At 43.5% G+C, this 25,457-nt stretch carries 19 protein-coding genes; 4 read left to right on the top strand and 15 right to left on the bottom strand.

The features are described from left to right. Positions 1–11 precede the first annotated feature (11 nt). The 6 genes from L2703_RS10930 to L2703_RS10955 all read right to left on the bottom strand — a co-directional run bounded on the left by L2703_RS10930 (position 12) and on the right by L2703_RS10955 (position 4,958). Positions 12–719 (bottom strand): M15 family metallopeptidase, encoded by a 708-nt coding sequence (locus tag L2703_RS10930; protein WP_248971124.1) that lies wholly within the window; start codon positions 717–719, stop codon positions 12–14. After that, positions 710–1,843, bottom strand: a complete 1,134-nt coding sequence (dapE, locus tag L2703_RS10935) for a succinyl-diaminopimelate desuccinylase (protein WP_248971125.1) — start codon at positions 1,841–1,843, stop codon at positions 710–712. Before dapE ends, L2703_RS10930 begins: the two co-directional genes overlap by 10 nt. Next, entirely contained in the window at positions 1,843–2,184 is a 342-nt protein-coding gene (locus L2703_RS10940) for an ArsC family reductase (protein WP_248971126.1), read from the bottom strand. The genes dapE and L2703_RS10940 overlap by 1 nt, the downstream gene beginning before the upstream one ends. A 210-nt stretch (positions 2,185–2,394) precedes the next feature. Then, complete coding sequence (gene crr / locus L2703_RS10945) at positions 2,395–2,904, bottom strand: PTS glucose transporter subunit IIA (protein ID WP_248971127.1); 510 nt, start codon at positions 2,902–2,904, stop codon at positions 2,395–2,397. A gap of 69 nt (positions 2,905–2,973) precedes the next feature. Next, positions 2,974–4,689, bottom strand: coding sequence for a phosphoenolpyruvate--protein phosphotransferase (ptsP, locus tag L2703_RS10950; RefSeq protein ID WP_248971128.1), 1,716 nt, complete (start codon positions 4,687–4,689; stop codon positions 2,974–2,976). 11 nt (positions 4,690–4,700) lie between these two features. Beyond that, a complete protein-coding gene (locus L2703_RS10955) occupies positions 4,701–4,958 on the bottom strand; it encodes an HPr family phosphocarrier protein (RefSeq protein ID WP_248971129.1) in 258 nt (85 codons plus the stop codon). Positions 4,959–4,979: 21 nt separating this feature from the next. Between L2703_RS10955 and L2703_RS19010 the strand changes: the two genes are divergently transcribed. Further along, positions 4,980–5,105, top strand: coding sequence for a hypothetical protein (locus L2703_RS19010; protein WP_283107860.1), 126 nt, complete (start codon positions 4,980–4,982; stop codon positions 5,103–5,105). A 231-nt stretch (positions 5,106–5,336) separates the two neighbouring features. On the opposite strand, the gene L2703_RS10960 is transcribed toward L2703_RS19010, so the two are convergent. Beyond that, entirely contained in the window at positions 5,337–6,947 is a 1,611-nt protein-coding gene (locus L2703_RS10960) for a methyl-accepting chemotaxis protein (protein WP_248971130.1), read from the bottom strand. A gap of 273 nt (positions 6,948–7,220) precedes the next feature. Here L2703_RS10960 and L2703_RS10965 point away from each other — a divergent pair, with 273 nt between their 5' ends. The 3 genes from L2703_RS10965 to L2703_RS10975 all read left to right on the top strand — a co-directional run bounded on the left by L2703_RS10965 (position 7,221) and on the right by L2703_RS10975 (position 10,203). Then, positions 7,221–7,931 (top strand): DUF3334 family protein, encoded by a 711-nt coding sequence (locus tag L2703_RS10965; RefSeq protein WP_248971131.1) that lies wholly within the window; start codon positions 7,221–7,223, stop codon positions 7,929–7,931. Positions 7,932–7,970: 39 nt separating this feature from the next. After that, a complete protein-coding gene (locus tag L2703_RS10970; protein WP_248971132.1) occupies positions 7,971–9,008 on the top strand; it encodes a LacI family DNA-binding transcriptional regulator in 1,038 nt (345 codons plus the stop codon). Positions 9,009–9,270: 262 nt separating this feature from the next. After that, positions 9,271–10,203: a DUF808 domain-containing protein gene (locus tag L2703_RS10975; protein WP_248971133.1), complete on the top strand. Its 933-nt coding sequence runs from the start codon at positions 9,271–9,273 to the stop codon at positions 10,201–10,203. Positions 10,204–10,533: 330 nt separating this feature from the next. Here the strand turns inward: L2703_RS10975 and L2703_RS10980 are convergent, their stop codons facing one another. The 8 genes from L2703_RS10980 to L2703_RS11015 form a co-directional block, all read right to left on the bottom strand. Further along, positions 10,534–10,929, bottom strand: a complete 396-nt coding sequence (locus L2703_RS10980; RefSeq protein WP_248971134.1) for a DUF805 domain-containing protein — start codon at positions 10,927–10,929, stop codon at positions 10,534–10,536. Positions 10,930–11,097: 168 nt separating this feature from the next. Beyond that, positions 11,098–13,578 (bottom strand): glycoside hydrolase family 15 protein, encoded by a 2,481-nt coding sequence (locus L2703_RS10985; RefSeq protein ID WP_248971135.1) that lies wholly within the window; start codon positions 13,576–13,578, stop codon positions 11,098–11,100. Between the two features lie 66 nt (positions 13,579–13,644). Further along, positions 13,645–15,183, bottom strand: coding sequence for an MFS transporter (locus L2703_RS10990; protein ID WP_248971136.1), 1,539 nt, complete (start codon positions 15,181–15,183; stop codon positions 13,645–13,647). A 389-nt stretch (positions 15,184–15,572) separates the two neighbouring features. After that, positions 15,573–17,681, bottom strand: a complete 2,109-nt coding sequence (locus L2703_RS10995) for a glycoside hydrolase family 97 protein (RefSeq protein ID WP_428848655.1) — start codon at positions 17,679–17,681, stop codon at positions 15,573–15,575. A gap of 207 nt (positions 17,682–17,888) precedes the next feature. Next, on the bottom strand, positions 17,889–18,485 hold the full coding sequence (gene trmY, locus L2703_RS11000) for a tRNA (pseudouridine(54)-N(1))-methyltransferase TrmY (RefSeq protein ID WP_248971137.1): 597 nt from the start codon (positions 18,483–18,485) through the stop codon (positions 17,889–17,891). A 532-nt stretch (positions 18,486–19,017) separates the two neighbouring features. Continuing rightward, positions 19,018–21,231 carry a YfaP family protein gene (locus tag L2703_RS11005; RefSeq protein ID WP_248971138.1) on the bottom strand — a complete coding sequence of 738 codons (2,214 nt, stop codon included), beginning with the start codon at positions 21,229–21,231 and terminating at the stop codon, positions 19,018–19,020. Positions 21,232–21,470: 239 nt separating this feature from the next. Next, entirely contained in the window at positions 21,471–23,435 is a 1,965-nt protein-coding gene (locus L2703_RS11010; protein ID WP_248971139.1) for an alpha-amylase family protein, read from the bottom strand. Positions 23,436–23,537: 102 nt separating this feature from the next. Beyond that, a complete protein-coding gene (locus tag L2703_RS11015; RefSeq protein WP_248971140.1) occupies positions 23,538–25,436 on the bottom strand; it encodes a glycoside hydrolase family 13 protein in 1,899 nt (632 codons plus the stop codon). Positions 25,437–25,457 lie beyond the last annotated feature (21 nt).

Consider the following 25,457-nt stretch of genomic DNA (forward strand, 5'->3'; position numbering starts at 1 on the left):
ACACGCGGGCGTTAAGCCGGAGAAGGCGCGACATAAAAAACATACTGATTAACTAATTCGGTTAATCGTTCAATTAGCGGCGATTGTAATGATATTTGCGCCTGAGACAACACTTTTGCTAATTCATCGACCCGAAACTGACTTAGGTAATCTGTGGCGACAGGGAAGTAGCTTAAATGCCATGGTTCTGGGCTGACACCACTTTTTTGTGCTTGATAAGGAAAATAAAAACCATATTGCTGCGCGTGATGAGTGAGCCATTGGTGCAGGGCAAAACAGGGGCCGTTTGCTTGGTATTCTGCACTGACTAATTGCAGCGACTGTTTACTTATGTGTTTGGCATCGTATACATCGATATCTGTGCCCCAATGATGCCTTGATGCGCCAGGTAAGGCGGACCAAATCAAAATAGTGTCGATAAGTTGTTGTTCATTTAGCGAGGCAAAATCGATGGGGTTTGACTCAATATCTAATAAAGATCGTTTGCCCGATGCTTTAGCATTCCAAATATGCACTTGCCGCTCAAAGGGGCGATAAGCTGAACATATTTGTAAGTCGAATCCATTTTTTGCTGCGGCAAATTGCATCTCGGCAAATGCCGCAGCGGTGCGCGGCTCAAGTAAAAACTCCCCAACAGGCATCAAATGATGGGCGTCTAAGCCATACAGTTTTTGTTGGTGCCTAGGAATATCCACAATGAGCTGCGATGTTAATTGCACAATAGTTTTTCCAAAATACGCTCATAGCAATTGGCTAATACTTCAAGATCGGACACTTTAACGCATTCATTCACTTTATGGATGGTGGCATTCACTGGGCCCAGTTCAATCACTTGTGCGCCAGTAGGAGCAATAAAGCGTCCATCTGATGTTCCGCCTGAGGTTTGCGGATCGGTATCATAGCCTGTGACTTCACGAATTGCGTCACGGGTTGCATCAAGCAGTGGGCCGTCGCCAGTTAAAAAGGGTAAGCCGTTAAAAACCCAATCAATATCGTAATCGAGTCCGTGCGCATCGAGAATGTTGACCACGCGACTGATTAACTCTTCTGCGGTTACTTCTGTTGAGTAACGGAAGTTAAACATCACCTTAAGATCCCCTGGGATCACGTTCGATGCGCCTGTGCCACCATTAATGTTGGCAATTTGAAAACTGGTCGGCGGGAAAAACTCGTTACCATTGTCCCAATGCATTTGCGCCAATTCAGCTAACGCAGGTGATGCTTTGTGAATAGGGTTGTCTGCAAGGTGAGGGTAAGCTACATGACCTTGAATTCCATTCACGGTTAGGTGGCCGGTTAAGCTACCACGACGACCATTTTTAACAACATCACCGAGTTTATGTGTTGAAGATGGCTCGCCGACTAACGCCCAAGTGATTTTTTCATTTCGCTCTTCTAGGGTGTCGATAACACGCGTGGTACCGTTGATAAATGGACCTTCTTCATCACTGGTGATGAGGTAAGCAATTGAACCATTATGATCGGGATGTTTTGCAACAAAGCGCTCGGTGGCAACAATCATGGCGGCTAATGAGCCTTTCATGTCGGCTGCGCCGCGACCATGAATATAATCATCAATTATCGTGGGTTCAAAAGGGGGGGTATGCCAACGATTTAAGTCGCCCGTTGGCACGACATCGGTATGACCTGCAAAACAAAATACTGGTTGACCCTTTCCGCGTCTGGCCCACATGTTGGTGGTATCTTCAAAAACCATAGGTTCAATATCAAAACCAATAGCTGCTAAGCGGTTAGCCATTAATGTTTGGCAGCCTTCATCGAGTGGTGTGACCGATGGGCGGGAGATGAGCTCTTTTGTTAATTCAATTACTTCATTCGTCATTACGCAAACCACGCTTGGTATTGTTCAGCTTTAAAACCGATTAGGATGTTGTTTTGTTTAACCAAGACCGGACGTTTAATTAACGTTGGATGCTCAACCATAAGAGCAATGGCTTTGTCTTGTGTTATATCGGCTTTGTCGGCGTCGTTTAGGCTGCGAAAACTTGTGCTGCGTTTATTAAATAATACTTCCCAACCCACTGTGCTAACCCATTGATTAACCATGTCAGTTGTTAGGCCATCCTCACGAAAATCATGAAAAGTGTAATCAATTTTTTCTGCTTCTAACCATTTGCGTGCTTTACGAACGGTATCGCAATTTTTAATGCCGTATAACGTCAAAGGAGCGCTCCTTTTTTATCGGTTGATGTGAACAAGGGGAACAAGACCGCTACACTGACTCTGCTGATAATATGTGAGAGGGCAGCAAATCAAATTTATAAGATCATTGTGGCATTGAGTCGCGCCTTGGACAAGGGTAATGGCGTGTTTTGAATAGAATTCATAAGATGCAAGCTAAGCTCGCTTGCATCTTAGCAGCAGACAGTCGCGTTACATTTGCACCGTAAAAATAACATCTTTGCCGGCGATGACTGAACCTTGGGCTTTGTCTAATTTAGTCACATCTTCCATGTTTGCCAGCACGACAGGCGTTAATAAACTTTCTACGTTGTCACGTAAAAAAGCCAAGTCAAACGACAAAATAGGTTGGCCAGCTTTAACTTGTTGGCCTTCTTCGGCTAAACGTTTAAAGCCATTTCCTCTAAGTTCAACCGTGCCAACCCCAAAGTGAACAAACAGCTCTAGGCCCTGTGGAGACTCAATACTGAAGGCGTGATTTGTTTCAAAAATTTTGCCGATGGTGCCATCAATTGGCGCAACGATAAATTCGCCTTTAGGATCGATAGCAATGCCATCGCCGACAATTTTTTCTGCAAAAACGACATCTGGTACTTTTTCAATAGCTACTATTTCACCCGATACAGGCGCTAAAATAGCTATTCCGCCAGACAGTTGTGGCTGGCCAGAAATGAGTCGTCGAATGCGGCTTAAAAATCCCATAAGAAAAAGCCCCTTTTATTAATATTTTTATGTGTTTAATTGTAAAGCGCCCTGCTAAATTTACCAGCTTTAATTGTCGTTAACCGCACTAATGGCTAAACAGATATCTTCAATCCGCGTTAATGTTGTAATGGTGTGTGCATGTTTGACAAAATCTTGATAACGCCCATTGACGAGGGCTGCTTTCACCTCGAGTAAATGGGTCGGGTTAATACTGATCTCGTCTAAACCTAAACCGACTAATAATCCCAATACTTGTGGATCGCTACCCAGTTCACCACACAAAGAAACGTTAACATTAGCCTGTTTACAATAAGTGATGGTCATCAATATTAATTGAATCACCGCAGGAGATAGCGCGGGATATTGTTTGGCTAAATTTGGATTCGTGCGGTCAGCAGCTAAAGTATATTGGGTTAAATCATTTGTACCAATACTGACAAAATCAAGCAATGGCAACATGCTAGGAAGGTTCAACACTGCTGCTGGCGTTTCTACCACAATGCCTAACATCAACTCGCCAAAGCCTTTTTCTTGCTCAATTAATTGTGCTTTGGCTTGCTCAATTAATGCTAGGGCGCCTTCAAGTTCTTCTATTTGGCTCACCATGGGAAACATCAATCTGATGGGACCATGATTAGCCGCGCGAAGAATAGCCTTAACTTGGGTGATAAAGGTATTTGGGTGAGCCAAGCTATAGCGAATGCCACGAATGCCCATCGCGGGGTTGTCTTCATGAGTTTGCTCAAGGCAGGGAATTTCTTTATCGGCACCGATATCAAAGGTTCTGATGGATAATATTTGTCCATGTAAACTGTGTAACGCATCGCAATACAGCTTGTATTGTTGCTGCTCATTGGGTAATGCTTTGGCGTTCATTAGTAAAAATTCGGTTCTAAATAAACCAATACCTTGAGCCCCCACATCAGTTGCATGTGAAATCTCACTTAAATTACCGACGTTGGCTAGTAACGTGACATGGTGGCCATCTATGGTGATGCTTGGTTTATCTTTGTAGGCGGTCAACGCTTGGCGTCGTTGCAACTCTTGTATGTGTTTTTGTTTAAGCTTGGCAAACAATTCTTCACAAGGAGCAATGTGCAGTTCGCCTGTCATTCCGTCGAGTACTAATTGCTCGCCGTCACTAATTGGCACCAGACGTTTAGAAAATGGATAGTTGAGTAGTGCAGGGATACCAGCAGCTCGAGCTAAAATGGCGGTGTGGCTGGTGAGTCCACCGGACTCTAATACAATGCCTTTGATGTGTTTAAGCGGTAAAATGGCAAATTCTGCAGGCGTTAAGTCGTCAGCTAATAAAATGGTGTCGTCGGTTAGGGTCGACAAGTCAGATTGTAAATGCCCATGCAGGGCACTGATTAAACGTTTTGATAAACACAATATGTCGCCACTGCGATTGGCAAGATAAGGATCGTCTAACGAGGCTAATTCAGCGGCTTGTTGATTGAAAATTCTATCAATCGCCACCGCCGCACTCACTTTAAATTGCTCAATATGTTGATGTAATTGTTGTTGAAGACCGTCATCTTCGAGCAGCATGATATCGGCGTCGATTAGCTGAAAATTATCACATTCTTGACACAAATGACGCTGGCAATGTTGTAAATGATGAATAAGCAGTTCAATGCCATGGGTTAATTGTTGCTGCTGTTGCTTGATTTGTTCTGCACTGAGCAGTTTAAAATCCAATGGCGGCGTTTGCGAGGTCATGATTAATGCCTTGCCAAATGCAATGCCTGCAGAAACTACAACTCCATTGAATGACATAAACGTTCCTGTTATGTGAGGGTGTTCAGCAAGGTGGCAATTTTATCGACAGCCGCTTGTGCTTGCTCTCCTGTAGCAAATACGGTAACCGACACGCCTTGATATAACCCTAATGTCTGTAATTTAAATAAACTTTTCGCACTTGCTTGTTTACCATTGCACTCTACCATTACGTCGCATGTAAATGTTTTGGCTTCTTTAACTAACAATGCTGCTGGGCGAGTGTGAATACCATGAGGTGCGCTAATGGTTACCGTTTTTTGATACATAGAGAAAATACTCAATAATGAATGACAACTAAATACTCATTTAATGTAATATTTCAGGTATTTACGCCATTAACCATGACGGGCGCAGTGCTTAAAGCAAATATGAAATACGACGGTATTCAATCAGAAGCACTTAATATACCTTAAAGTGTACATGGCTAAAAGTCATGCTCTGAACAAACACGCATACCACAGTGTAATACATGTTTATCAGGTATAAATGAAGATATACCATTGCGTATTAATAAGTGGCGAGTGTTAAAAGGGCTTACACAGCGTTGCATGACTTAGAAACAGAACGCTATTCATTCAGTCATTCGCCTCGTTTAAGCCCTTTTAACTTCTTACTGAGTTATCACTTATTGATGCGTAATGGTCTCAGATTTTGAATTGCCCTAAGGTTGTGCTCATGTCTTGACTGACAGTTTGTAATGACTGCGCTGCGTGTTCATGAATTTCATTGACGCGAAGTGATAACTCTGTCAGTTCTGTAATGGTTGTGACGTTTCGATTAATGTCTTCTGTTACCAGCGCTTGCTCTTCGGTCGCACTGGCTAATTGTGCGGTCATATTACTGATGTTATCAATGAGCATTAGAATTTCGGCGATTGCCTCGCTAGATTGAATGGCTTTGCGTTGCAGTTGTGCTGATTGTTGCTGTGTATGAGCATTGCTATCGATGACCGATTGGATCCCTTGTTGAATTTGACTGATGATTTTATTGATTTCATTTGTTGATGATTGGGTTCGATTGGCTAGTGCTCTCACTTCGTCTGCGACAACAGCAAAACCACGTCCATGTTCGCCCGCTCGAGCAGCTTCAATGGCCGCATTAAGTGCCAATAGGTTGGTTTGATCAGCAATGCTGCCAATCACATCCAAGATACTGCCGATTTCAGCAGAGGACTGGCTTAAGCTTAAAGACACTTTTTCTGACTGTTTTAATTCGCCAACTAAGCTCTCTGTGTGCTCTACGGTTTGTTGCATTAACTGCTGATTTTGCTCGGCTTGATGTTTGACATTATTTGCACCTTGGGCTGCGTCTTGAGTATTACGGGCCATTTCCTGGCTTGTTGACAGCATTTGATTAATGGCCGTCGCAACGCTTTGGGTTTCATTATTGACTTGATTAGCACTTTGATTTGATTGCTTCACGGTGCCAAGTAAATCGATTGCTTCGTTGTGTAAGTTTTGTCCAAGAGGCTGTAAATGGGCCACCATGTTGGCAATTTTAATCACAAATTGATTAAACCCATGGGCCATTTGAGCCACTTCATCGTTGCCTTGGGTTGATAATCGCTGAGTAAGATCGCCTTCACCTTTAGCTATTTGGTTCATGGCATGAATTGCCGCTTTTAATGGTTGAGTAATTGAATGATTGAGCAATAAAAAAAAGGCAAAAATAGGTACCGAAATCACCATCATAATGATTAAGTAATCAATAATAATACCCGTCATACTGTGATTGACATCGGCTAAACTGGCTTGAGTGATCAAGGTCCACTGATGACTTGGGAAATAAACACCCGCGGCTAAGATAGTGGCTGAATCGCGGTTGGCTTCGTTTGTTGTAAACCTGGCTTGAGCCACCGTTTGTTTTGCATCGACCAATAATTGCTTAAAGCTGATTTTATTATTATCGCGAGTAACCCCATCGGCCGATAATCCTATTGCCGATGGGGTTAAACTATTGATAAGCACTTGCGGCTGTTCATTAACAACAAGTAAGCCAACATGGTCGGGTAAACTGATTTCATTGATTATCGACAATAAATCGGTGTCAGATAATGGCTGCTTGCGTTGTAATGCCGTAAGGGTATGGCTTAATAACGAGACCTGAGCATTGAGCATTTTTTGTTTTTGTTCGACTAAATGATTGTATTGTTCTTTTACAGAAAAACTGCCAAAAACGACCGTGCCAATAGCCGCCAATAACAGCATAATAAACAGCCGCTTTAAAATGGTTAAACGTCTCAGTAAATCAATCATTTATTGCCCTAAAATTCACATCCATATTGAGTGTTCGAATTATAAACATTTTTATAGAAAACTTAACTGTTATAGGTGAATTTTGTGAGCAAATAGCAACAATTTGCATTTTTGTGTAATCTGCAAACTAGAATATAAAATATAGGTATTTCATGCGGTTAATTAGATTTGTGGTGTGTTTGATTATTAAACAAGCTAATCAACTGTTTTAATTTTGATTTTTTTACGTTTTACCCGCAAGATTAGTCTAAACAATAACAAGGTATAAAAACGATGCATTCTTCACACACTGTTAATAACGACGACATTCTGTTAAAGCTGTGCCATTCGGTCTCTCATGTCTTATCAAGCACGAGTGCCAGCCAGGTTAGCCATGCGGGTATGGTACAAAGTATTTCACGGACTCGCTTAAAACCTGATTTAGGCTGTTTTTCAATCTTTGATGGTGGCTTTTCCGGCCTGGTTGTGATCAACTTTTCAGCCGATGCAGCGATTGAAATTTATCGACGCTATATGATCAACATGGGCATGCCAGAATCTGAATTGGCTTTTTCGCATACATCAGACGATGTCAGTAACGTGATGGGTGAGTTGATGAACCAAATTTTGGGTGATTTTATTGGAAAAATATCCAAAGAGTTACAAACATCGATCAGCCAAAGCCAGCCAAAAATGTTAACAATTAATAAAGAATTAACAATATCGGTAGATACTAACCTAGATAATGCCGTGGCAAGACGGGTATCATTTAGAACCGAAAATAATCATATTTTTTATCTTGAATTTGCAATGGATAAAACTGAGTTTATTCGCTCTGCAGATTTTGAAATGGATGAAGAATTTGATGCAGATTCACTTATCGAGGCCCATGGTAAAGCCGCACACAAGCCAAAGGTGCAAACTAAAGATATGATAAACGATCCAAGTGTTAAAGGGATTGTGGCTGATGATGCCGACGATTTACTCAGTGAGCTTGGTTTGTAGCGGTAAAACCTCACTAAATAATAAAGGCGATGCAGAAAAATGACATCTAAAGCGACCTCTATTGATATCGCATACCGTGCAGGCGTGTCGCAATCTACCGTATCTCGTGCGCTACGCAATAGTCCGTTGGTGAATTTAGAAACTCGCCAACGTATTCAAGCTATTGCCAAAGAGCTCAATTATAAAGTCGACAAAAACGCCAGTAATTTACGCACCCAAAATAGCCTAACATTGGCGTTATTAATCTGTGAAGATCCCACCAATGACGATTCAATGATCAACCCCTTCTTTTTGTCTATGCTGGGGTCTATTACTCGTGCGACAGCCCGGCAAGGTTATGATTTACTTGTATCATTTCAGCAGTTATCGACAGATTGGCACGCAGATTATGAAGACAGTAACAAGGCGGACGGTATCATTTTGCTCGGCTATGGTGATTACATGGATTACGCCCATAAGCTGGAAACCTTAATCGAAAAAAATACCCATTTTGTTATTTGGGGTGCCGAGCACAACAACAAAGCCGTGTTATCAATTGGTTGTGATAATCACCAAGGTGGATTGATTGCCACCGAACATTTATTGAAGCTTGGACATCGCCATATTGCATTTTTAGGGGACGCTTCTGGTCACAGCCCTGAGTTTCGCGATCGTTATTTAGGTCATGTTGACGCCTTAACCTCTGCGGGAATTACCGCGAATAAACAACTACAACATCACGCCATTAATACCGAAGCATCGGGATATGACGCCGCGATGGCATTACTTGATGCGGGGATTACATTTGACGCTGTTTTTACTGCCAGTGATCTTATTGCAATAGGGGCAATAAGGGCATTAAAAAAACGTGGAGTATTAGTGCCTGAGCAGGTTGCCGTTGTTGGTTATGATGATATTCCGGTGGCTAGCTTTGCTAATCCTGCATTAACTACGGTTAAACAAGATACTAAATATGCGGGTGAAATTTTAGTTGAAAGCGTATTAAAGTTGATCCGCGGTGAAGAAGTTAGCCAACGTCTTATACAAACAAGTTTGGTGATACGTGGCTCATGTGGTGCCAATATTGATGAGCGGTAATCAGTATAAATACTCGCTCTTGTTTCGCTTGTAAGGTTGTTTTTGCTGTGAATGGTTGGTCATTTTTCATATATGCAACTGCGTGGCACAGACGTTGATGTGTATTATGTTGAACAAAAAGTCAATAACGCAGTAAAAATGGCCAACAAACGCTGCCTTACAGGTTCGGCTAAAACGTTTTAACTTGAACAACATTTTACCTGCAAAGATAAACAGGCCCTAACCAATAGAGAATTATTTTTAATTAAGGATACAAGCAATTATGGCTGGCGCCAGTTTATTAACCTTGTTAGACGATATCGCGACGATTCTGGATGACGTTGCGGCAATGAGTAAAGTTGCTGCACGTAAAACGGCAGGTGTTTTAGGTGATGATTTAGCATTGAATGCCCAGCAAGTGTCTGGTGTGGCATCAGAGCGTGAACTGCCTGTTGTATGGGCGGTTGCTAAAGGATCGTTTCGAAATAAACTTATTTTAGTGCCGCTTGCTTTATTAATCAGTGCTTTTATTCCTTGGGCGATCACGCCTTTGTTAATGTTTGGCGGTTTGTTTTTGTGCTACGAAGGCTTTGAAAAAGTGTATCATTCGATGACACATAAAACGTCCGCGCCTATTGACGATGAAACCATTGTTGCTAAAGCCAAAGCGGACATTGATGATTTGGCAGCATTTGAAAAAGATAAAATCAAAGGTGCTATTCGTACCGATTTTGTGCTGTCTGCTGAAATTATTGCCATTAGCCTTGGTGTTGCGGCTCACATGGATTTAATGGGGCAATTTTTAACCTTGTCTGTGATCGCTCTGATCATGACTGTTGGGGTGTATGGCCTAGTTGCGGGTATTGTTAAAATTGATGATTTAGGCTTATACCTTGCGAGGCGTAAAGCGCAAGGCTTAGGGCACAAAATTGGTTTAATGCTGGTATCTGCAGCGCCCTATTTAATGAAAATACTCACCGTTGTTGGCACCATTGCCATGTTTATGGTGGGTGGCGGCATTTTAACTCATGGTATTCATGTGGTATTTGAATGGATAGAACATGCGGCCGTGGTGGTTGAACAAATTAATGTGGTAGGTGGGGTGTTAGGGCTATTAACGCCAAGCGTACTCAACGCATTGTTTGGCGTGGTGGCTGGTGGATTAGCGGTGTTGCTCATGAATGCTGTGATGAAATTAATACCATCAAAAGGCTAACGCTGTAGCGTTAAAGCGCTTCATTGGTAAAACATGATTTAGTTTGATATGTAACCTGAGCTCGGGATAATAAATGCCTTTCAAACAGTCCTTTGCCCTGCTCACTGCGTTGAATCGACTTACAATAGGCTAGCTATTGACGCGTCAATTCGCCTTGTTAGCAGAACAAATGACAAGCTTGAAGGTGAGAAAGGGTAACATGTTGATTTTAAATAGTATAAGTTCATCCCTTATCCCGAGCTTAGGTTATGTACATTAAAGATGTAAATGAGCGATGAAAAAAAGGAGCAGGGTCATTGACCTTGCTCCTTTTTTAACGATACAAATAACTTAAGCGGTTAAATTGTCGTTATCAGTCAAAGTTGGTTGCGCTTTTGGGTTTGGGCCGTATTCGTTGTCATCTTTACTGTTAAAGCACATTACAACTAAAATAATCAGCGCGCCAAGCAGCGGGATAAGTAATAAAAATAGCCACCAACCTGAATGGTCTGTGTCATGTAAGCGGCGCACACTCACGGCAATACTTGGAATTAATACGGCTAACGAGTAAACCGTGCTCAATAAACCAGTACCGTAGATGTCATTGTACATCCCAGTGCCCATGTCTACTAATGTCAGCACCACACTGATAATTGCGCTTATTAATGCAAACATCCAATATTCTTTACGACGCGCGCGACCTGTAAAGTCGAAATATTGTTTTAATACTTTTAAATACCAATCCATTCGTTAGTCCTTAACGTTAACTATTTTTAATCTGATGTAGTTGTAACAAGATGCTATTGATTTAACAAGAGGTTATTCATATTTTAGACAAAAAAGCCGCTGCAATAAGCAACGGCGTTTAATGAAAATCTCAGCATATTATAGGCAGCGACACCTAAGTCAAATCGGTTATTTGGTCAATTTTTGCGAGACTACAGGATAAAAGTCCCATACTTGCTCATCGGTCATTGAACGGACCAACTTAACGTATTCAGCATGAGTCCACGCCAGTGGTGTGGCCGAGTTAGTGCCGTCACCCATTTTGTAATTATAGCGTGTTGGGTTACCGACGCCGTCCCATGCTTGTTCTGGCAACATTAACCCCTGATTAGCAAACGTTTCCATGCCTTGCACGTAGGTGTTAATTAATGCTTTTTTACTCTCGGGGGTTAAATTCCCGGCTGATTTTGCAAGTGCTAATTCGTAATGGCCGCGCTCGCCGGTAAAGAAGGGCCATACACGGCCGCGTTGATCTTCGGTATTGCCTTTTTCTGCATAGCTTAGGCCTGTGACAATGTCTTCACCGTAGCCGTCATTACCGTAACGGCGATAACCTGGCACTTTAGTGCCATCTTTAGCGGTAAACTCGTATTTAACCCGTAAGTTATCTTCAAGCTGTTGATTATCAATGAGCATCACGCTGTTTTTAATGACAGGGTCTTGTGCATCAACCACGCCATAGCGTACTAATTCTAAAAAACCGCCGTCTAAAATCAGTCGTTGATCTAAGCCAGGCTTACCATTGTTGTCTAAAAGTTTGTCCGCAGTGTTGGGATTACCATTAGGACTAATGCGCACATAATAAGGCGCTGCGTTACCCTCAGTATGTGCTGACTCAGTTGCACTGAGTAAGCCGCTGGTGGTGACCATAGTTGCTTCAAGCTGGCTTTGCAGTTTTTGAGCTAACTCAAGGTATGCGCTGGCATGTGCATCTTTTGCCAGTGTAGCCATGTCACTTGCGGCCACTAAACCGGCAATAATGGCAGCGGTAGTCGAAGGTGAAAAGCCTGCCTGTTCTTCCCAGCGTTCTTGTTGGGTGCTTGGCGGGCTAATGTTTGTCTCATTCCAGTCAAGTTTGACGTTACCGCCACTGACTAAAAAGTCGGCCGCAGGTTTTAGCATGTCTTGATACCACTGAGTGATTTCGGTATCGGTTAATACTCCAGCTTGCCATAACTTCCAGCCGAGCATAATGGGCATTGCGGTTTGGTCAAGCTGCACGCCAACCCATTCGATTTGGCCATCTACGTGGGTTTTTTGTAAAAACCATCCCGGTGTGCCTGCAAAACCTGGGGTTTGTTGGTTAACCTGAACTTTCTTTAAATACTCAAACGCCACTTTAGGGGTTTGAGTGTCGCCCATGGCTAAAAATGCCATAGCACATTGGTAAAAATCCCGTGGCCATACTGCTTTGTAGCCCGTACTGCCGACGTTGGCTGAAACGGTATCACCCCATGGGTTAGACAGTGATGCGATTAAGGCGCCTGCATGGGTTTTATCTTCTTGTGCTTTGAGCACTAATGCACTGGCATACAGCAGTTTGCCGTTATCTGTGGTATTGGCGCTCATGTTAGTTAATGGCGCTAAAGAGCTAAGGTAATCTTTCCAGCCGATATGCTTGTCATCACCTAAATAGGCCTGTTTTACGGCATCGTAACCAGCATCTAATGTAGCCTGAGCTGTGGCGAGGCTGCTGGCTTTGTCTTTAGCAAATCCAATGGCCAAGTTCATTGTTAAGCTGTCATTGGCTTTGGTTAACGTTGGGTATTGCGCAGTTAATGCAACATTGCCACCTTGATTGGTATCGCTGGTGGTGTGATAGTACGAGTCCAACTGGCCATTATCTTGTAAGTCGATAATGCCGTCTGATGTACCAACAAAGCCTGCACTTGCGTGCACAAAATCAACGTCGGTTTTAATGGTCATTACGGTTGAATTGGCGTCACTGGTGTGTGCCACAAGTGCTTGGCCCTCAACCGAGGCGATGTCATTGGCGCCGCTATTATCAATATGCGGATTAACGTACAAATGCGGCGTGATCCCAGCTTCAAAGGCAGTAAAAGTGACTCTCATCATTAAGCTATTTCTATCAGGATCGGTAAAAATGTGCTTTTCGATTTGGTATTTGCCTTCAATGTCTTTATTGATCAGCTTATATGCCAGCGACAATGGCCGCCCTTGTGCGTCGGTGTCGAGGTATTCAATGGTGCTAATCGTGTTATCTTTTTCTGTGTCAACAAAGCCATTACCACTAATAACAAATTGCAGCTCTTTTAATTGTGCATTATGAATCAGGCCAAACATGGTTTCGGTGAGTATGCCCTGGGCGACAGAAAACCATACTTTACTGACAGGGTTCGTCGCTTGGTCCTGATATTGCCCATTGATGTACGGCTCGTAAGAGGTGCCTATGCCTGTTTTACCCGAAAAAGCCCACGTCGGCTCAGCTCCCGGAGCCCCTGGCGCAACGGTCTGAATGGGCGAAGCACTCGCAGCCGTTTCAACCTTGGTTGCGGTGTCGCTAGGTGAGCAACCAGTTAATATGAGCCCTAATAGGCTTGCCGAAACGGCGGTTGAAATGGCGCTGCGCGGTGAGTGTAGTGTTAACATATATGTCCCCAAAATATTGTCTGTGATGATGACAGAACGCTGATATTTTTCTTTTAAGTAAATGATTTAGTTATCTTGTTTGACAAATAGCACGGCAATGCCCGACACCATCATAAAGACTCCACCTAATACCAAGGCATAGATGGGTTGACCATCAAAAAACACGGTTAATAACAAGCCCAAAATACTGGCTGCCAGTAACTGGGGGATCACAATGAAAAAGTTAAAAATCCCCAAGTACACGCCCATTTTTTTAGCCGGTAACGCTGAAGACAACATGGCGTAAGGGACTGACAAAATAGAGGCCCAGGCAAAGCCAACCCCAATCATAGGGATCCATAATTGGTTCGGGTCTTCAATAAACATAAAGCTGATTAACCCCAGCCCACCTAAAAACATATTAATGGTGTGAGTGAGTTTAATACCGACCACTTTGGCTAAAAACGGAATGATGATGGCAGCAATGGCGGCAAATCCGTTGTAGGAGGCAAATAGCATTCCCACCCAGTCGGCACCATCGTTATACGCCTGGCTGAGTACGTCGCTGGTGGCGTAATGGTGTGAGGTCACCGCTGCTGTGGTGTAAATCCACATGGCAAAGAGGGCAAACCAAGCAAAAAATTGCACCACAGCTAATTGCTGCATGGCTTTGGGCATATGAAACAAATCATCGACCACATTAAACAACATGCCATTGTTTTCACGTTTGTTTTCACAGAGGCTTGTTTGAGTCAGTTTATGCGCACAAAACAATTGCAGTGGACCAAACGCAAAAATACCAATGCTAAGGATATAAAGCTGTTTATCAAGATCTTGCGTAATAATGGCTGCGGTGAATATGGCGCCAATCACCATCCAGATAATGCCGCCAGTTTGATACTGTTTATGGGTACGATTATTGGTATTTTCTATCGATTGGCTATGTTTTGCGTGCTGTTCAAACGAGGCTAGCTCTTCTGGTGAATATTCTTTGCTGGAGATAATCGTCCAGCCCACGGCGACAAATAACACTGCGCCGCCAAAGTAGAATGAGTAGCGCACAGAGTCGGCAATATCGCCTGCTGCAGCGGTATTGGCTACATCAAACACGTTAGTCAACATATAGGGCATGGCCGAGGCGACAACTGCACCTATGCCAATAAAAAAACTTTGCATTGCGTACCCTTGGGTACGTTGGCTTTTAGGTAGATTGTCGCCAACAAAGGCACGAAATGGCTCCATGGCGATGTTGATCGATGCGTCCATAATCCACAACATGCCTGCCGCAATCCACAGGGTAGGCGAGTGAGGCATAATAAATAGTGATAACGTGGTTAGCACGGCACCAATTAAAAAATAAGGACGACGACGCCCAAGGGCGTTCCAAGTGTTGTCGCTCATGTAACCAATAATAGGCTGCACTATGAGCCCGGTAAGCGGCGCGGCAATCCATAAAATCGGAATGTCGTCGATGGCAGCACCTAAGGTTTGAAAAATACGACTGACGTTGGCATTTTGCAGAGCAAAACCAAATTGAATCCCCAAAAAACCAAAGCACATATTAAAGATTTGCCAAAAGCTCAGTTGTGGCTGTTGGGTCACTTTATGATGTTTATCCGCTGACATGTTGTATCCTTTTTATCAGTCGTTATGCTGACTTATTATTATGACTGTTAATGGTGCTATGTGGCTCTTAAGTTTGCCAGATCCACTCTTGAGACAAGGGTGTCGATAAAAAAATGGCGAATACGCATCTCCCTAAGACAGGTATTCGCCAAGACCTAAGCGTTATCGATAGATTATTGTCCTAATACGCTATCGATAAAAGCAACAGTGGTACTTAAAGCTGGTTGCCTCTACACGTGGCTTACCAGAAACGACCTAGTCCATCTCATCCTGCAATCTGAGAACGAAATAGCAGGTTTTATAGTAGCCTTGTGCCTGTTGTTGGTTCAACGTGCTACATACGTATTCATGCCATTTGAGCAACCAAACACACACACTTTTGTAACATGCTACTGTGCTTTAAAGCGAATAGCTGTACCGCCACTGGGCGCAAGTGACAGTGGCAGAGTATCGTTAGCGCTCACCATTTTGGTTTCGATAACGTAATCATACGGATTTGTTAACCAATCTGCGTTTTTACCATCACGGTATATTTGTGCTTCATAACGTTTTCCAGCGGTTAAAAAATCGAGTTTAATGCTGAATTTACGCGCATTTTCGTCAGTTAACGCACCTAAATACCAATCTTGCTCACCGCGCTGCTTACGAGCAAAAACGACATAATCACCAATGTCGCCGGCAAGGGCGATACTCTCGCTCCAGTCTGTTGGTACGTCTTGAATAAATTGAAATGCATCAAGACGTTGTACATAGTTACGCGGTAAATCGGCCGCCATTTGAATAGGGCTGTATAGCACAACGTACAGTGCCAATTGTTTTGTTAGCGTGGTTTGTACGCGGTTTTCAGCGTTTAAACCTTGTGGGGCTAAATTGAAAACCCCCGGGGTAAAATCCATTGGCCCTGCTAGCATTCGGGTATAGGGTAATATGGCTGTGTGTTCGGGGTTATTAGGTGGGCTACCCCAGGCGTTATACTCCTGGCCTCTGGCACCTTCGCGGGCAATCCAGTTAGGGTAAGTGCGGCGTAGTCCCGTATCTTTAATTGGCTCATGGGTGTTTATGCTAATGCCTCGCTTGGCCGCTTCGGTCACACTGTGTAAATACTCGTTTACCATAAACTGGCCGTCGTGCCATTCGTGTCTCACTATGCCAGTTTCATCAATGCGTTTGATGTCGCCACCATCGGCCACATAACCGGTTTTAACCTGAGTCACACCATGCTTTTTGTATAAGTCGTATGCGTCGCCCATTTGATTGCGATAGTTAGTCACTGAGCCAGATGTTTCATGGTGGCCAATTAAACGCACTCCTTTGTTTTTTCCGTATTGGCTAATCGCGTCCATATCAAAGTCTGGGTAGGCTTTAGTAAAGCTAAATACATCGCCATTATCAAACCAACTGCCGTCCCAGCCTTCGTTCCAGCCTTCAACTAACACCCCATCAAAACCATATTGCGCGGCAAAGTCCATGTAGCGTTTGGTTTCGTTGGTGGTTGCGCCATGTTTGGGGCCGCTACCCCAGGTGTTTTCGTTGAGGTGCATACCCCACCAGATCCCGACATATTTACCCGGTTGCACCCAAGATACATTGCCTAATTTATTAGGTTCGTTAAGGTTAAGGATCAAGTCTGAGTTCAGTAACCCTGGTGCATCTTTGGCTATTTGAATGGTGCGCCACGGCGTAGAAAACCCAGGTTGAGTTTTAACCCGTATACCGTCTGACCATGGGGTTAAATCTGCGCGCAGTGTGCCGTCACGGCCTTGATTTAATACCATGGCGGCATAGTCGGTGAGGGCGGCTTCATGGATGCTTAGGTGTATGCCATCAGCGGTTTTAAATGTCATAGGGGTGTGGGCACGGTCGATTTTATCGAGTGTGGTGGTGCGATATAAATACTCGTAGCGGTTCCAGCCTCGGCCAGGGATCCACCATGCTGTGGTGAGTTGCGGGTTGGGGATAGCAAATTCGGTAAGCTCATCGGTAATATTCAGCTTGGGTGTGCTGTTTAAACCGGCTTGCTTGGGGACCAGATAACGAAAGCCGATGCCGTCGTTAAAGGCTTTAAACTCAATGTCAAAATCAGCTTTACCGTTGCTAAACGTGGCCACAATTTGGTTATAATGATCGCGAACATTCTCACGTTCACCCCAGGGTTGTTGCCAGGTTTGGTCAACACTATTTTGGGTTACATGCTTAATGGTAAACTCGCTGCCAAATTCACCTAACTGCTGAAATACCAGGCCAAGTTTACTGGGGTTAATGACGGTGTTGCCATTAAATTGTACTTGGTACTCAGGGCGGCCATTGTCGTCTGTTAAACTGATGCTGATGTGGGTGTCTGGCGAGGTTACTTGCACGGTTTTGGCATTCACCATGCTCGAAAATGCCAAGCCACAAACGGCTAAAGTGCAGGTTAACCCTATGATTGATTTGTTAAATAGAGCTTGAGTGTCAACATCTGGGCATAAAGCCGTTGGCTGTAGGTATGAGGGTGTCATACGGTATCCTTGTTATTTATTATTATATTGTTATCAACAAGTAATATATGACGCTTTTAGATTTTACCGCAAAGATCTGCATACGTATTCAGCGGGCGAGTGCTGTAGCACTTAAAAAGACGCAGTTAACGTTTGCCCTTATAGCATCAAGAGCGGCATGTATGATGTACTTGATGCAGTAAAGGCAAGCCGAGGTCCAGCTGATAACTATAGTCTCATGTCTAATTCGTTATGGATCAGCACCACGCATTGGGATGCAAACAGCATTTTAGGGCCTAAATTAATGTGTTGGGTGCCAAGTCGCTTTAAGCTATTAAAGCTCTTTTTAGGCATGGGGATATGGTCGGTTAATAAAAAACACGGATTTGCTGCAAATTCAATATCGCGAACCGGAGTGCCTTTTTTCTCGAGCATATACAGCTGATACTCTTCGGCTAATTCTTGCACTAACTTTTCAAAGCTAACAGTACGTACAGTGATACCAGCCTCGACGTCTCGTAACTGTTCTTTATCCATGCCTTTAGAGACAGTTAATGCCTTGGCAATTTTATTGGTGAGGTTTTGCTCATGAAAACCACCAATATGGCCTAGTTCGCTTGAGCGAAAGCAAATTGTGCGGGAAAAATCGCTGGTGCTTTCTAGCACTAAATACACGACCACATCATCACGATGAGATTGCGCCACAAAGAGGGTGTTCATTAACGTGTGGGCTAAAATTTCTGTGTGAGCCGATTGACCAATACCCGCTAAAAATTGTTGGCTATCAACTGGAGCTGCTCTGGCTCGAACGACAAACGCGCGCATGAAAAACATCCTAAAAATGAACAATGGTAGGAAAGGCGATAACCTTGCAGGGTCACGCGATTAAATAAAATGATACCACTTCCATTAATTATGTGGCCAGTCTGAGCGTCTTATGCGAGACAGCGCTATTTGTCTTCTATGGTGTTAAATAGAATGTTGCTGAGCAACCTTTCTACAATCTTATTTCTTGCCTAGAAGGCGTAAAACGCTCGCTCAATCACCAGATAATTAGTGGTAGTGGGATTACAGCGGCATTATCCCAGTTTTATCTGTGGCTGTAACTCGAATTATTCAGCGTTTGTTGGCCATTTTTACGGTGTTATCGACTTTTATGTAGCATAACGACACATCAAGGTCACTGCCGCGCACTTGTATATGAACCAACAAATGGCTGCAAAACAATCGGCAAAGAACAACTTGCTCTAGTGATGAAATTAATACTGCAGTAGCAGTTGATGAAGGGTGAGGCGATGCTGTGTTAACACGAGGCAGTTTAAAGAGGGATTAAGAGTAACTTAATCCCTCTTTACCGTTATTGAATATGATTATTGTAATATTTACTGCTGATCAGACCTTTAACGATAGACTCCAGTTGTGTGATTGGAACCACAGATTGTGGCCTTTGTACTGTTTGCGGTGTCACAATCGTTGTTTGCGGCTCGTCGCTCCATTCGTTAATGGCGGTGAACAGTAATTGACCTTCTGCGTCTTTTTCTATTTTAGCAACATGCCACCATTCGGTGATGCCGTTAGTTGGCGGGCTAAAAATACGCTGCTGGTTATTAAAGATGATTTCGACACGAGTTGTTGATGGGTCAATATCAGGTGAACCTGAATAATTATGGACATAATAGTCATAACGCCCTTCGACCGGGAATTGAGGAATAGAAATGACTTCAGGGCCGTAACTGGTTACATCATCAACATCTAAATAGATAATCGTGTCATTAATCGTGACTCCTGAGTTGGCATAAAACACATGGTTCTGATTACCTTCAGCATCGACAATAAACAAATGTGAGTCTAAATCTCGAGGTGCTTCCCCCCAGTTCAATGTGATTTTGGTTAATGCTTCAGATAGCACTAAACATTGAGTTAAGGTAATGTCTTCAGCCTCAGTATTAATAATTGATGTTCGGCTTTGAAAACCAATTGTTGCGCCTAATAATACGGTTGAATTACTTTTTACTGGTAGGCTAAATGTGCCATTGTCGAGTGAGAATGTTACCGAACGGCCTAAATAGTTACGCCCATCTGAAATAACGCGAGCACCACTCAATCGATTACCTTCTTCGTCTTCCACACAGCCATTGACGATAATCGTGTCGTAAATCATATCAGCATTCCAGGTGGTAAAATGACTCACGCTACCTTGATAGAATGCTTCACCATTGATGGACACTAATTGCGCTTCGCCTTCTTCAACCCATAAACCTGTCGTGGTGTCGAAATAATAAAGCGGTATTGTTGCTGGTGGGTTGGTACCTGCCACGGGGATGTTAATTTGTGCAACTTTATCTGTTGCTAACTGCAGCTTATTACCTGCATCATCAACAAAACTGACGGTAATAGCGCCAAAAGATTCTATCGGGACGATTTCATTCGCACTGTTTGTTGTGAGCATATCCCCAGGCATCATTTCGATATCAATCGCGGGGTTAATAATCGTTAGCTCAGCTACAACGGCGCTAGAGACAAGATTACCGTTGAGATCGACCAAGCTATTTTGAGGCAAGTTTACAAGAACATTACCATCAACAGCGAGCTCTGAGGCTTGAGTTGCATCAAAACTAATAGATGCATGTACAGGTTGTAGTTGTAACGTGTGTACCTGTGTTAACTCATTTCTTGAAATACTCCGTGCAGCTTCAGAATAATTTGTCGCGTCAGCCACAAGCGTTAATCTGTCGCTTAATTGAGTATCTTGAATTTTTGTTGAAAACAAACCTTCTGCATTGGAGGTTGTTGTGTTTACGACTAGGTCACCGTTAGACAAACTAACGATACTTTCTGGAATCATTTCACCATTAAAATAGTTAATTGTAGAGCCGGAAATGGTATAGAAAAACTTTTCATTCAAATTAAAGTTAACTTGAATGGGGGCTACGCCATCTTCACCGCCGTCAGCAATTTGTATTGAAATATCGGTAGAGGTTGTTTCAGCAACAGAAGAGGTATAAGTGATTAAGCCAGATGGGCTAATCGTTAAGTCACTTGGTCCGTTAATGAGTTCAAAGCTAATGTCATTTTCGATATCACTATCATCAACATCAGAGACCACTAATTGGTAGGTAAATGTTGCACCAGAATCGACACTTTGTGCCGCGACAGAAGACACAGTAGGCGCATCGTTTACTGGCGTGACTGCGATTTCAAAATTCTGGACAGCAGGCTGAGCGCCGTCTTCACCACCATCGCTTACCGTGACAGTGATAATTCCAGAGGTTAATACTCCTTCAAGTGGCGTCCATGAAATGAGACCCGTATTGCTAATCGACATGCCAGTGGGTGCATTGGTTAGTGCAAAGGATAAATTTGCACCATCATTAGCATCATCAGGATCGGTCACCGTCAGTTGATAACGGTATTGAGTGTCTTCGATGGCAGTGACCACCGCACTAGAAGATATTAACGGGGCAATGTTGCTGACAGCCTCATCGTCATCATCGGAAGACCCACAACCAGTTAACGCAACAGTAAGTGCCGTAGCCACGATAGATAATCGCCACTTTTGTATTAAATCCATTTAACCACTCCATTCATTAAGGTGTTAATAAGCGCTAAATATCTGCAATATGTGAAGTATTGATGTGTAGATATTTAGCGCTAGATGATGGTGGGTTAACCATTTATTTTCAATACGCAAAAGTAATGTGTTTTTACTGCCAGACCTATACTTATGTACAGGAATGCCGTGACGATAACCATGTGGCTCAAACTGCGCAGTCTGAGCCACATTGATTGCTCACATACTTGAGGGTATTGTTAACGCGTCAACGCCAAAACGGCCGACTGAAGTGGCGCAAGTTGCACACTGATTGTAGCGTGATTGTCCTTATGCAGTACAAGCTGCTTTAATGGCTCTTTGGGGTTGAGTAAGTCTTTCAACGCCCTGTTTTCCGTGACATTCCACTGGCTGACTAATGTGTCCGGCAAGGTAAGGTTAAGTGCTTTACTGTGATGTTGGCTAAAGTTACTGACAATAATCAATTGCTGCTCTGTATTAAAGCGACTAAACGCAAAAACCTCATCATCGTAACCTGGTGTATTAAGCTGGCGCTGCAGGGTGTCTAATTCAATGTATTCGCCAGTGAGTGCTGGTGCAGTGTGGCTCAGGGTTAATAAGGTTTGATAATAAGCCCGTAATGCCTTTTCATCTTGGGTGGACTGTCCGCCATCAAACTTGCCGTTATTCATCCAGCGTTGATGTGCAGGCACGCCAACATAGTCAAAGATACTGGTGCGAGTCGGTTGGCCAAACCCAGCCATTTGCGCGCCTTGTTCGCCCACATCCTGGCCAAAATACAGCAGCGTGGGTGAGCGGCTTAATGTGGTCGACACCACCATGGCGGGCAGGGCATTGAATGCATTACCGGCAAAATCGGCGGTGTTAATACGTTGCTCGTCGTGGTTTTCTAAAAAGTGCAGCATATGTTGTTCAATGTCGCTCACTTTTGCTTGCACTGTAGCGATAACCGCTGTGCTGGCTTTTCCTTGAATAATGGCTTTTAAGCTGTCGTATAAATCCACCTTGTCGTACAGGTAATCCATTTTACCTAAATGGATATAATCACGATATAAATCAGGGTTATATACTTCGGCTAAAATAAAGGCATTGGGATTAGTGTGTTTAATATGGCTGTTAAGGTAGCTCCAAAACTCAACGGGTACCATTTCGGCCATGTCGTAACGAAACCCATCAACACCTTTAGTTAACCAGTATTGTGCTATCCGTTCAAACTTACGCCAGGAGTCGGGGATGTCATCGACCGCTTGTGCTTGCCAAAAAGCCAGATGCTCCGCGGCGGTTTTGTGAGCATATTCAAGTGGCAGTGTCGGGAAGTCATGGCTGCCATCGGGCTTTAGACCATAATTAATTTTCACGGTTTCGTACCAGTCGTTGGCATCGGGTTTGGCTAAACGCGAGCCATTACCTGTCCACTTTGCTGGTGATTCAGCAAATTTGCCGTCGCTCAGAGGGTGAAATTCGCCGCCTAGTGGTGCGTAGTCATTGGGGGCATCTGGTACGGTAAAGTCTTCACCGATAACATAATAAAAGTTGTTATGTTTACTATAAACCTGTGAGGTATCGTCATTGGCACCAAAGTCTGGTTCGCCTTGTGGGGCAGATAGCGAGTGATAGTTACGGGCGATATGGTTGGGCACAATGTCAATTATCACCTGCATACCATTGGCGTGAGTTCGAGCAATTAAGGCTTCAAATTCTGCCAAGCGATTAGTCGGATTGCTCGCTAAATCTGGGTTGACGTTGTAATAATCTTTTACCGCATAAGGTGAGCCTGCACGGCCTTTAACCACATCAGGGTCATCATTGCTAATACCAATACTGGTGTAATCGTTAATGACCGCATGGTGGGGCACTCCGGTATACCAGATATGAGTGGTGCCTAAGGATTTTATGTCTTGTAAGGCGGTATCGGTAAAGTCGCTAAATTTACCCACGCCATTGTCTGCAATGGTTCCCCAGGGTTTATTTGTGGTGTTGGTGTTGCCATACAAACGGGTGAATACTTGGTATACAACGGGTTTACCTGTTGTGGGAGATGACTTAACGTGTGCCATTGATGATGTCGATTCTCTCACATTTTCAGTTTTTTGAATGTCGGTATTAGTTGGCTTACAGCCGCTAATGCTTAAGCTTAACCCTATCACGGCTATGTAGGTGATTGGGCGCAGGTTAACGTTAATTGACACTAAAGGTAATAACATAGGGACTCTTTTATCTTGGTATCCACTTGCGGTGGTGCATAAGCGTGTGTGTTTATCGCGGCTAGGCTCATCAACAGTGGATCAGCCTAGCAATGGGTAAACTTATCGTTTTAGCGACAATATTGTTACGCCTTTTTGCTCCAGTTTAAGTGGTGCATCTAATTGATAAGATTGTTTATTAATGATATCGGTTCCGTACGTATAGCCATTAAATACGCTGCTAAAACGGTGTAAGTCGAGCGCGACACTTTGATCATTTTTGTTATAAATAATCAATAAGGTTTCATCACCATGTTGGCGGCTTTGCACGTAAATGCCATCTTTAGGTACAAAATGACGTAAGTTACCTTGCTGGATAGCCAATGAGTTTTTACGGTAATTAAGGAGGGTGCGCACAAATGATAACGCTTCTTTTTGAGTGACGCTTAACCCTTCTTCGGTGAACGCGTTAACCTTATCTTGCGGCCAACCCCCTGGAAAATCACCGCGCACCGCGCCATCGTTTCGGCCTTCACTTGGGCTTTGCATAAGCACTTCTGTGCCATAAAAAATTTGTGGAATACGGTTACTTGTGAGCACGTAGGCCATGGCGATGTTGAATAAACCAATATCGTTTTTCATTAAGCTATACAGGCGGTTGGTGTCGTGATTGCCTTCAAATAACACCAAATCTGTTGGTTTAGCGTACACTACATCGTCGGCTAAACGTTGGTACAAGTTGATTAAGCCCGTGTCCCAGCCCTCGGGTTCGGTCAAACTGGCAATTAACGTGTCATAAAGCGGAAAATCCATCATGCTAGGTGTGTATGAGGTATAACCATCGTTATTTTGTTTACCAGCCTGCCAGTAACTCACTGTAATAGGGTTGCCTGTCCACTCTTCGCCAACAATATTAAAGTTGGGATACTCGTCCATAATGGCTTTAGACCAACGGGTTAAAAATGCTTTATCAGCATAAGAGTAGGTGTCTTCGCGAATGCCACTTAAACCTGCATATTCAACCCACCAAATGCTGTTTTGAATGAGATACGTCGCCATTTTAGGATCGATTTGGTTCATGTCGGGCATGGTGTCGGTGAACCAGCCTTTGTCAAAATCAGCCCTGTCACTGGCTACAGCATAAGGGTCTTGTACTGTTGTACGGCGGTGACTGGTGTATAAAATGTCCTTGGGGTTTTGTTGCCAAGCTTGTTGACCATTTATCCAACTGTTGCTTGGAAAGTTTGCCATCCAACGGTGTCCTGAGCCCATGTGATTGACTATCACATCTTTAATGACCCCAATACCAAAACTGCGCGCTTCTTGCACAAGAGCTAAGTACTCTTCGTTGGTACCAAAACGTGGGTCTATGCGATAAAAGTCAGTTGTTGAATAGCCATGGTATGAATACTTTTCTTGGTTATTTTCAAGTAACGGATTAATCCACAGCTGCGTGACGCCTAAATCATGCAGGTAGGGCAGTGCTTTGCGGATCCCCATAATATCACCACCATGACGGCCACCATCAAAGCTGCGATCGGCTTTTTCAAGCATGCTTGGGTGATTATCGTTATCTGGATTACCGTTGACAAAACGATCAGGTGTGATGAGATAAATCACATCTTTGTTGTTAAAACCAATACGCTTGGCTGAATTGGCTTCACGTGTTAGTAACGAATAATCAAATTGGCCAATAACGTTATTTTTATCAACAATATCAAATGATAATGTTTGCGCTGGTGCGTCTTTTAACTCCAGTGTGACAAACACATGATTGGGGCTGTCTGTGGTATCGACGGCTAACAGTTTAACCTTTTTGCCTTGTTTAAGCTTAATTTGTTGCTTAGCAATACCTTCACCATAAATAAGCAACTGCAATTGGCTATTGTGCATATCTGCCCACCAAAACTCAGGCTCAACAGAAAGATGTTGTTTGGTAAAATCATTGGCATTAGCGTGCTGTACGGCAAAACTTAAACTAATACTTGCGGCAATGGCGCTGAGTTTAATAAGTGATTTCATGTTAACTCCTAATTTCTTGCT

It is taken from the genome of Shewanella basaltis, from assembly GCF_023283885.1.
Classification (GTDB): domain Bacteria; phylum Pseudomonadota; class Gammaproteobacteria; order Enterobacterales; family Shewanellaceae; genus Shewanella; species Shewanella basaltis.

Bases quoted from the DNA above. Each gene is read 5' to 3' on its own strand.
- dapE (WP_248971125.1), bottom strand. From the start codon at position 1,843: ATGACGAATGAAGTAATTGAATTAACAAAAGAGCTCATCTCCCGCCCA.
- crr (WP_248971127.1), bottom strand. From the start codon at position 2,904: ATGGGATTTTTAAGCCGCATTCGACGACTCATTTCTGGCCAGCCACAA.
- ptsP (WP_248971128.1), bottom strand. From the start codon at position 4,689: ATGTCATTCAATGGAGTTGTAGTTTCTGCAGGCATTGCATTTGGCAAG.
- L2703_RS10955 (WP_248971129.1), bottom strand. From the start codon at position 4,958: ATGTATCAAAAAACGGTAACCATTAGCGCACCTCATGGTATTCACACT.
- L2703_RS19010 (WP_283107860.1), top strand. From the start codon at position 4,980: ATGACAACTAAATACTCATTTAATGTAATATTTCAGGTATTTACGCCA.
- L2703_RS10960 (WP_248971130.1), bottom strand. From the start codon at position 6,947: ATGATTGATTTACTGAGACGTTTAACCATTTTAAAGCGGCTGTTTATT.
- L2703_RS10965 (WP_248971131.1), top strand. From the start codon at position 7,221: ATGCATTCTTCACACACTGTTAATAACGACGACATTCTGTTAAAGCTG.
- L2703_RS10970 (WP_248971132.1), top strand. From the start codon at position 7,971: ATGACATCTAAAGCGACCTCTATTGATATCGCATACCGTGCAGGCGTG.
- L2703_RS10975 (WP_248971133.1), top strand. From the start codon at position 9,271: ATGGCTGGCGCCAGTTTATTAACCTTGTTAGACGATATCGCGACGATT.
- L2703_RS10980 (WP_248971134.1), bottom strand. From the start codon at position 10,929: ATGGATTGGTATTTAAAAGTATTAAAACAATATTTCGACTTTACAGGT.
- L2703_RS10985 (WP_248971135.1), bottom strand. From the start codon at position 13,578: ATGTTAACACTACACTCACCGCGCAGCGCCATTTCAACCGCCGTTTCG.
- L2703_RS10990 (WP_248971136.1), bottom strand. From the start codon at position 15,183: ATGTCAGCGGATAAACATCATAAAGTGACCCAACAGCCACAACTGAGC.
- L2703_RS10995 (WP_428848655.1), bottom strand. From the start codon at position 17,681: ATGACACCCTCATACCTACAGCCAACGGCTTTATGCCCAGATGTTGAC.
- trmY (WP_248971137.1), bottom strand. From the start codon at position 18,485: ATGCGCGCGTTTGTCGTTCGAGCCAGAGCAGCTCCAGTTGATAGCCAA.
- L2703_RS11005 (WP_248971138.1), bottom strand. From the start codon at position 21,231: ATGGATTTAATACAAAAGTGGCGATTATCTATCGTGGCTACGGCACTT.
- L2703_RS11010 (WP_248971139.1), bottom strand. From the start codon at position 23,435: ATGTTATTACCTTTAGTGTCAATTAACGTTAACCTGCGCCCAATCACC.
- L2703_RS11015 (WP_248971140.1), bottom strand. From the start codon at position 25,436: ATGAAATCACTTATTAAACTCAGCGCCATTGCCGCAAGTATTAGTTTA.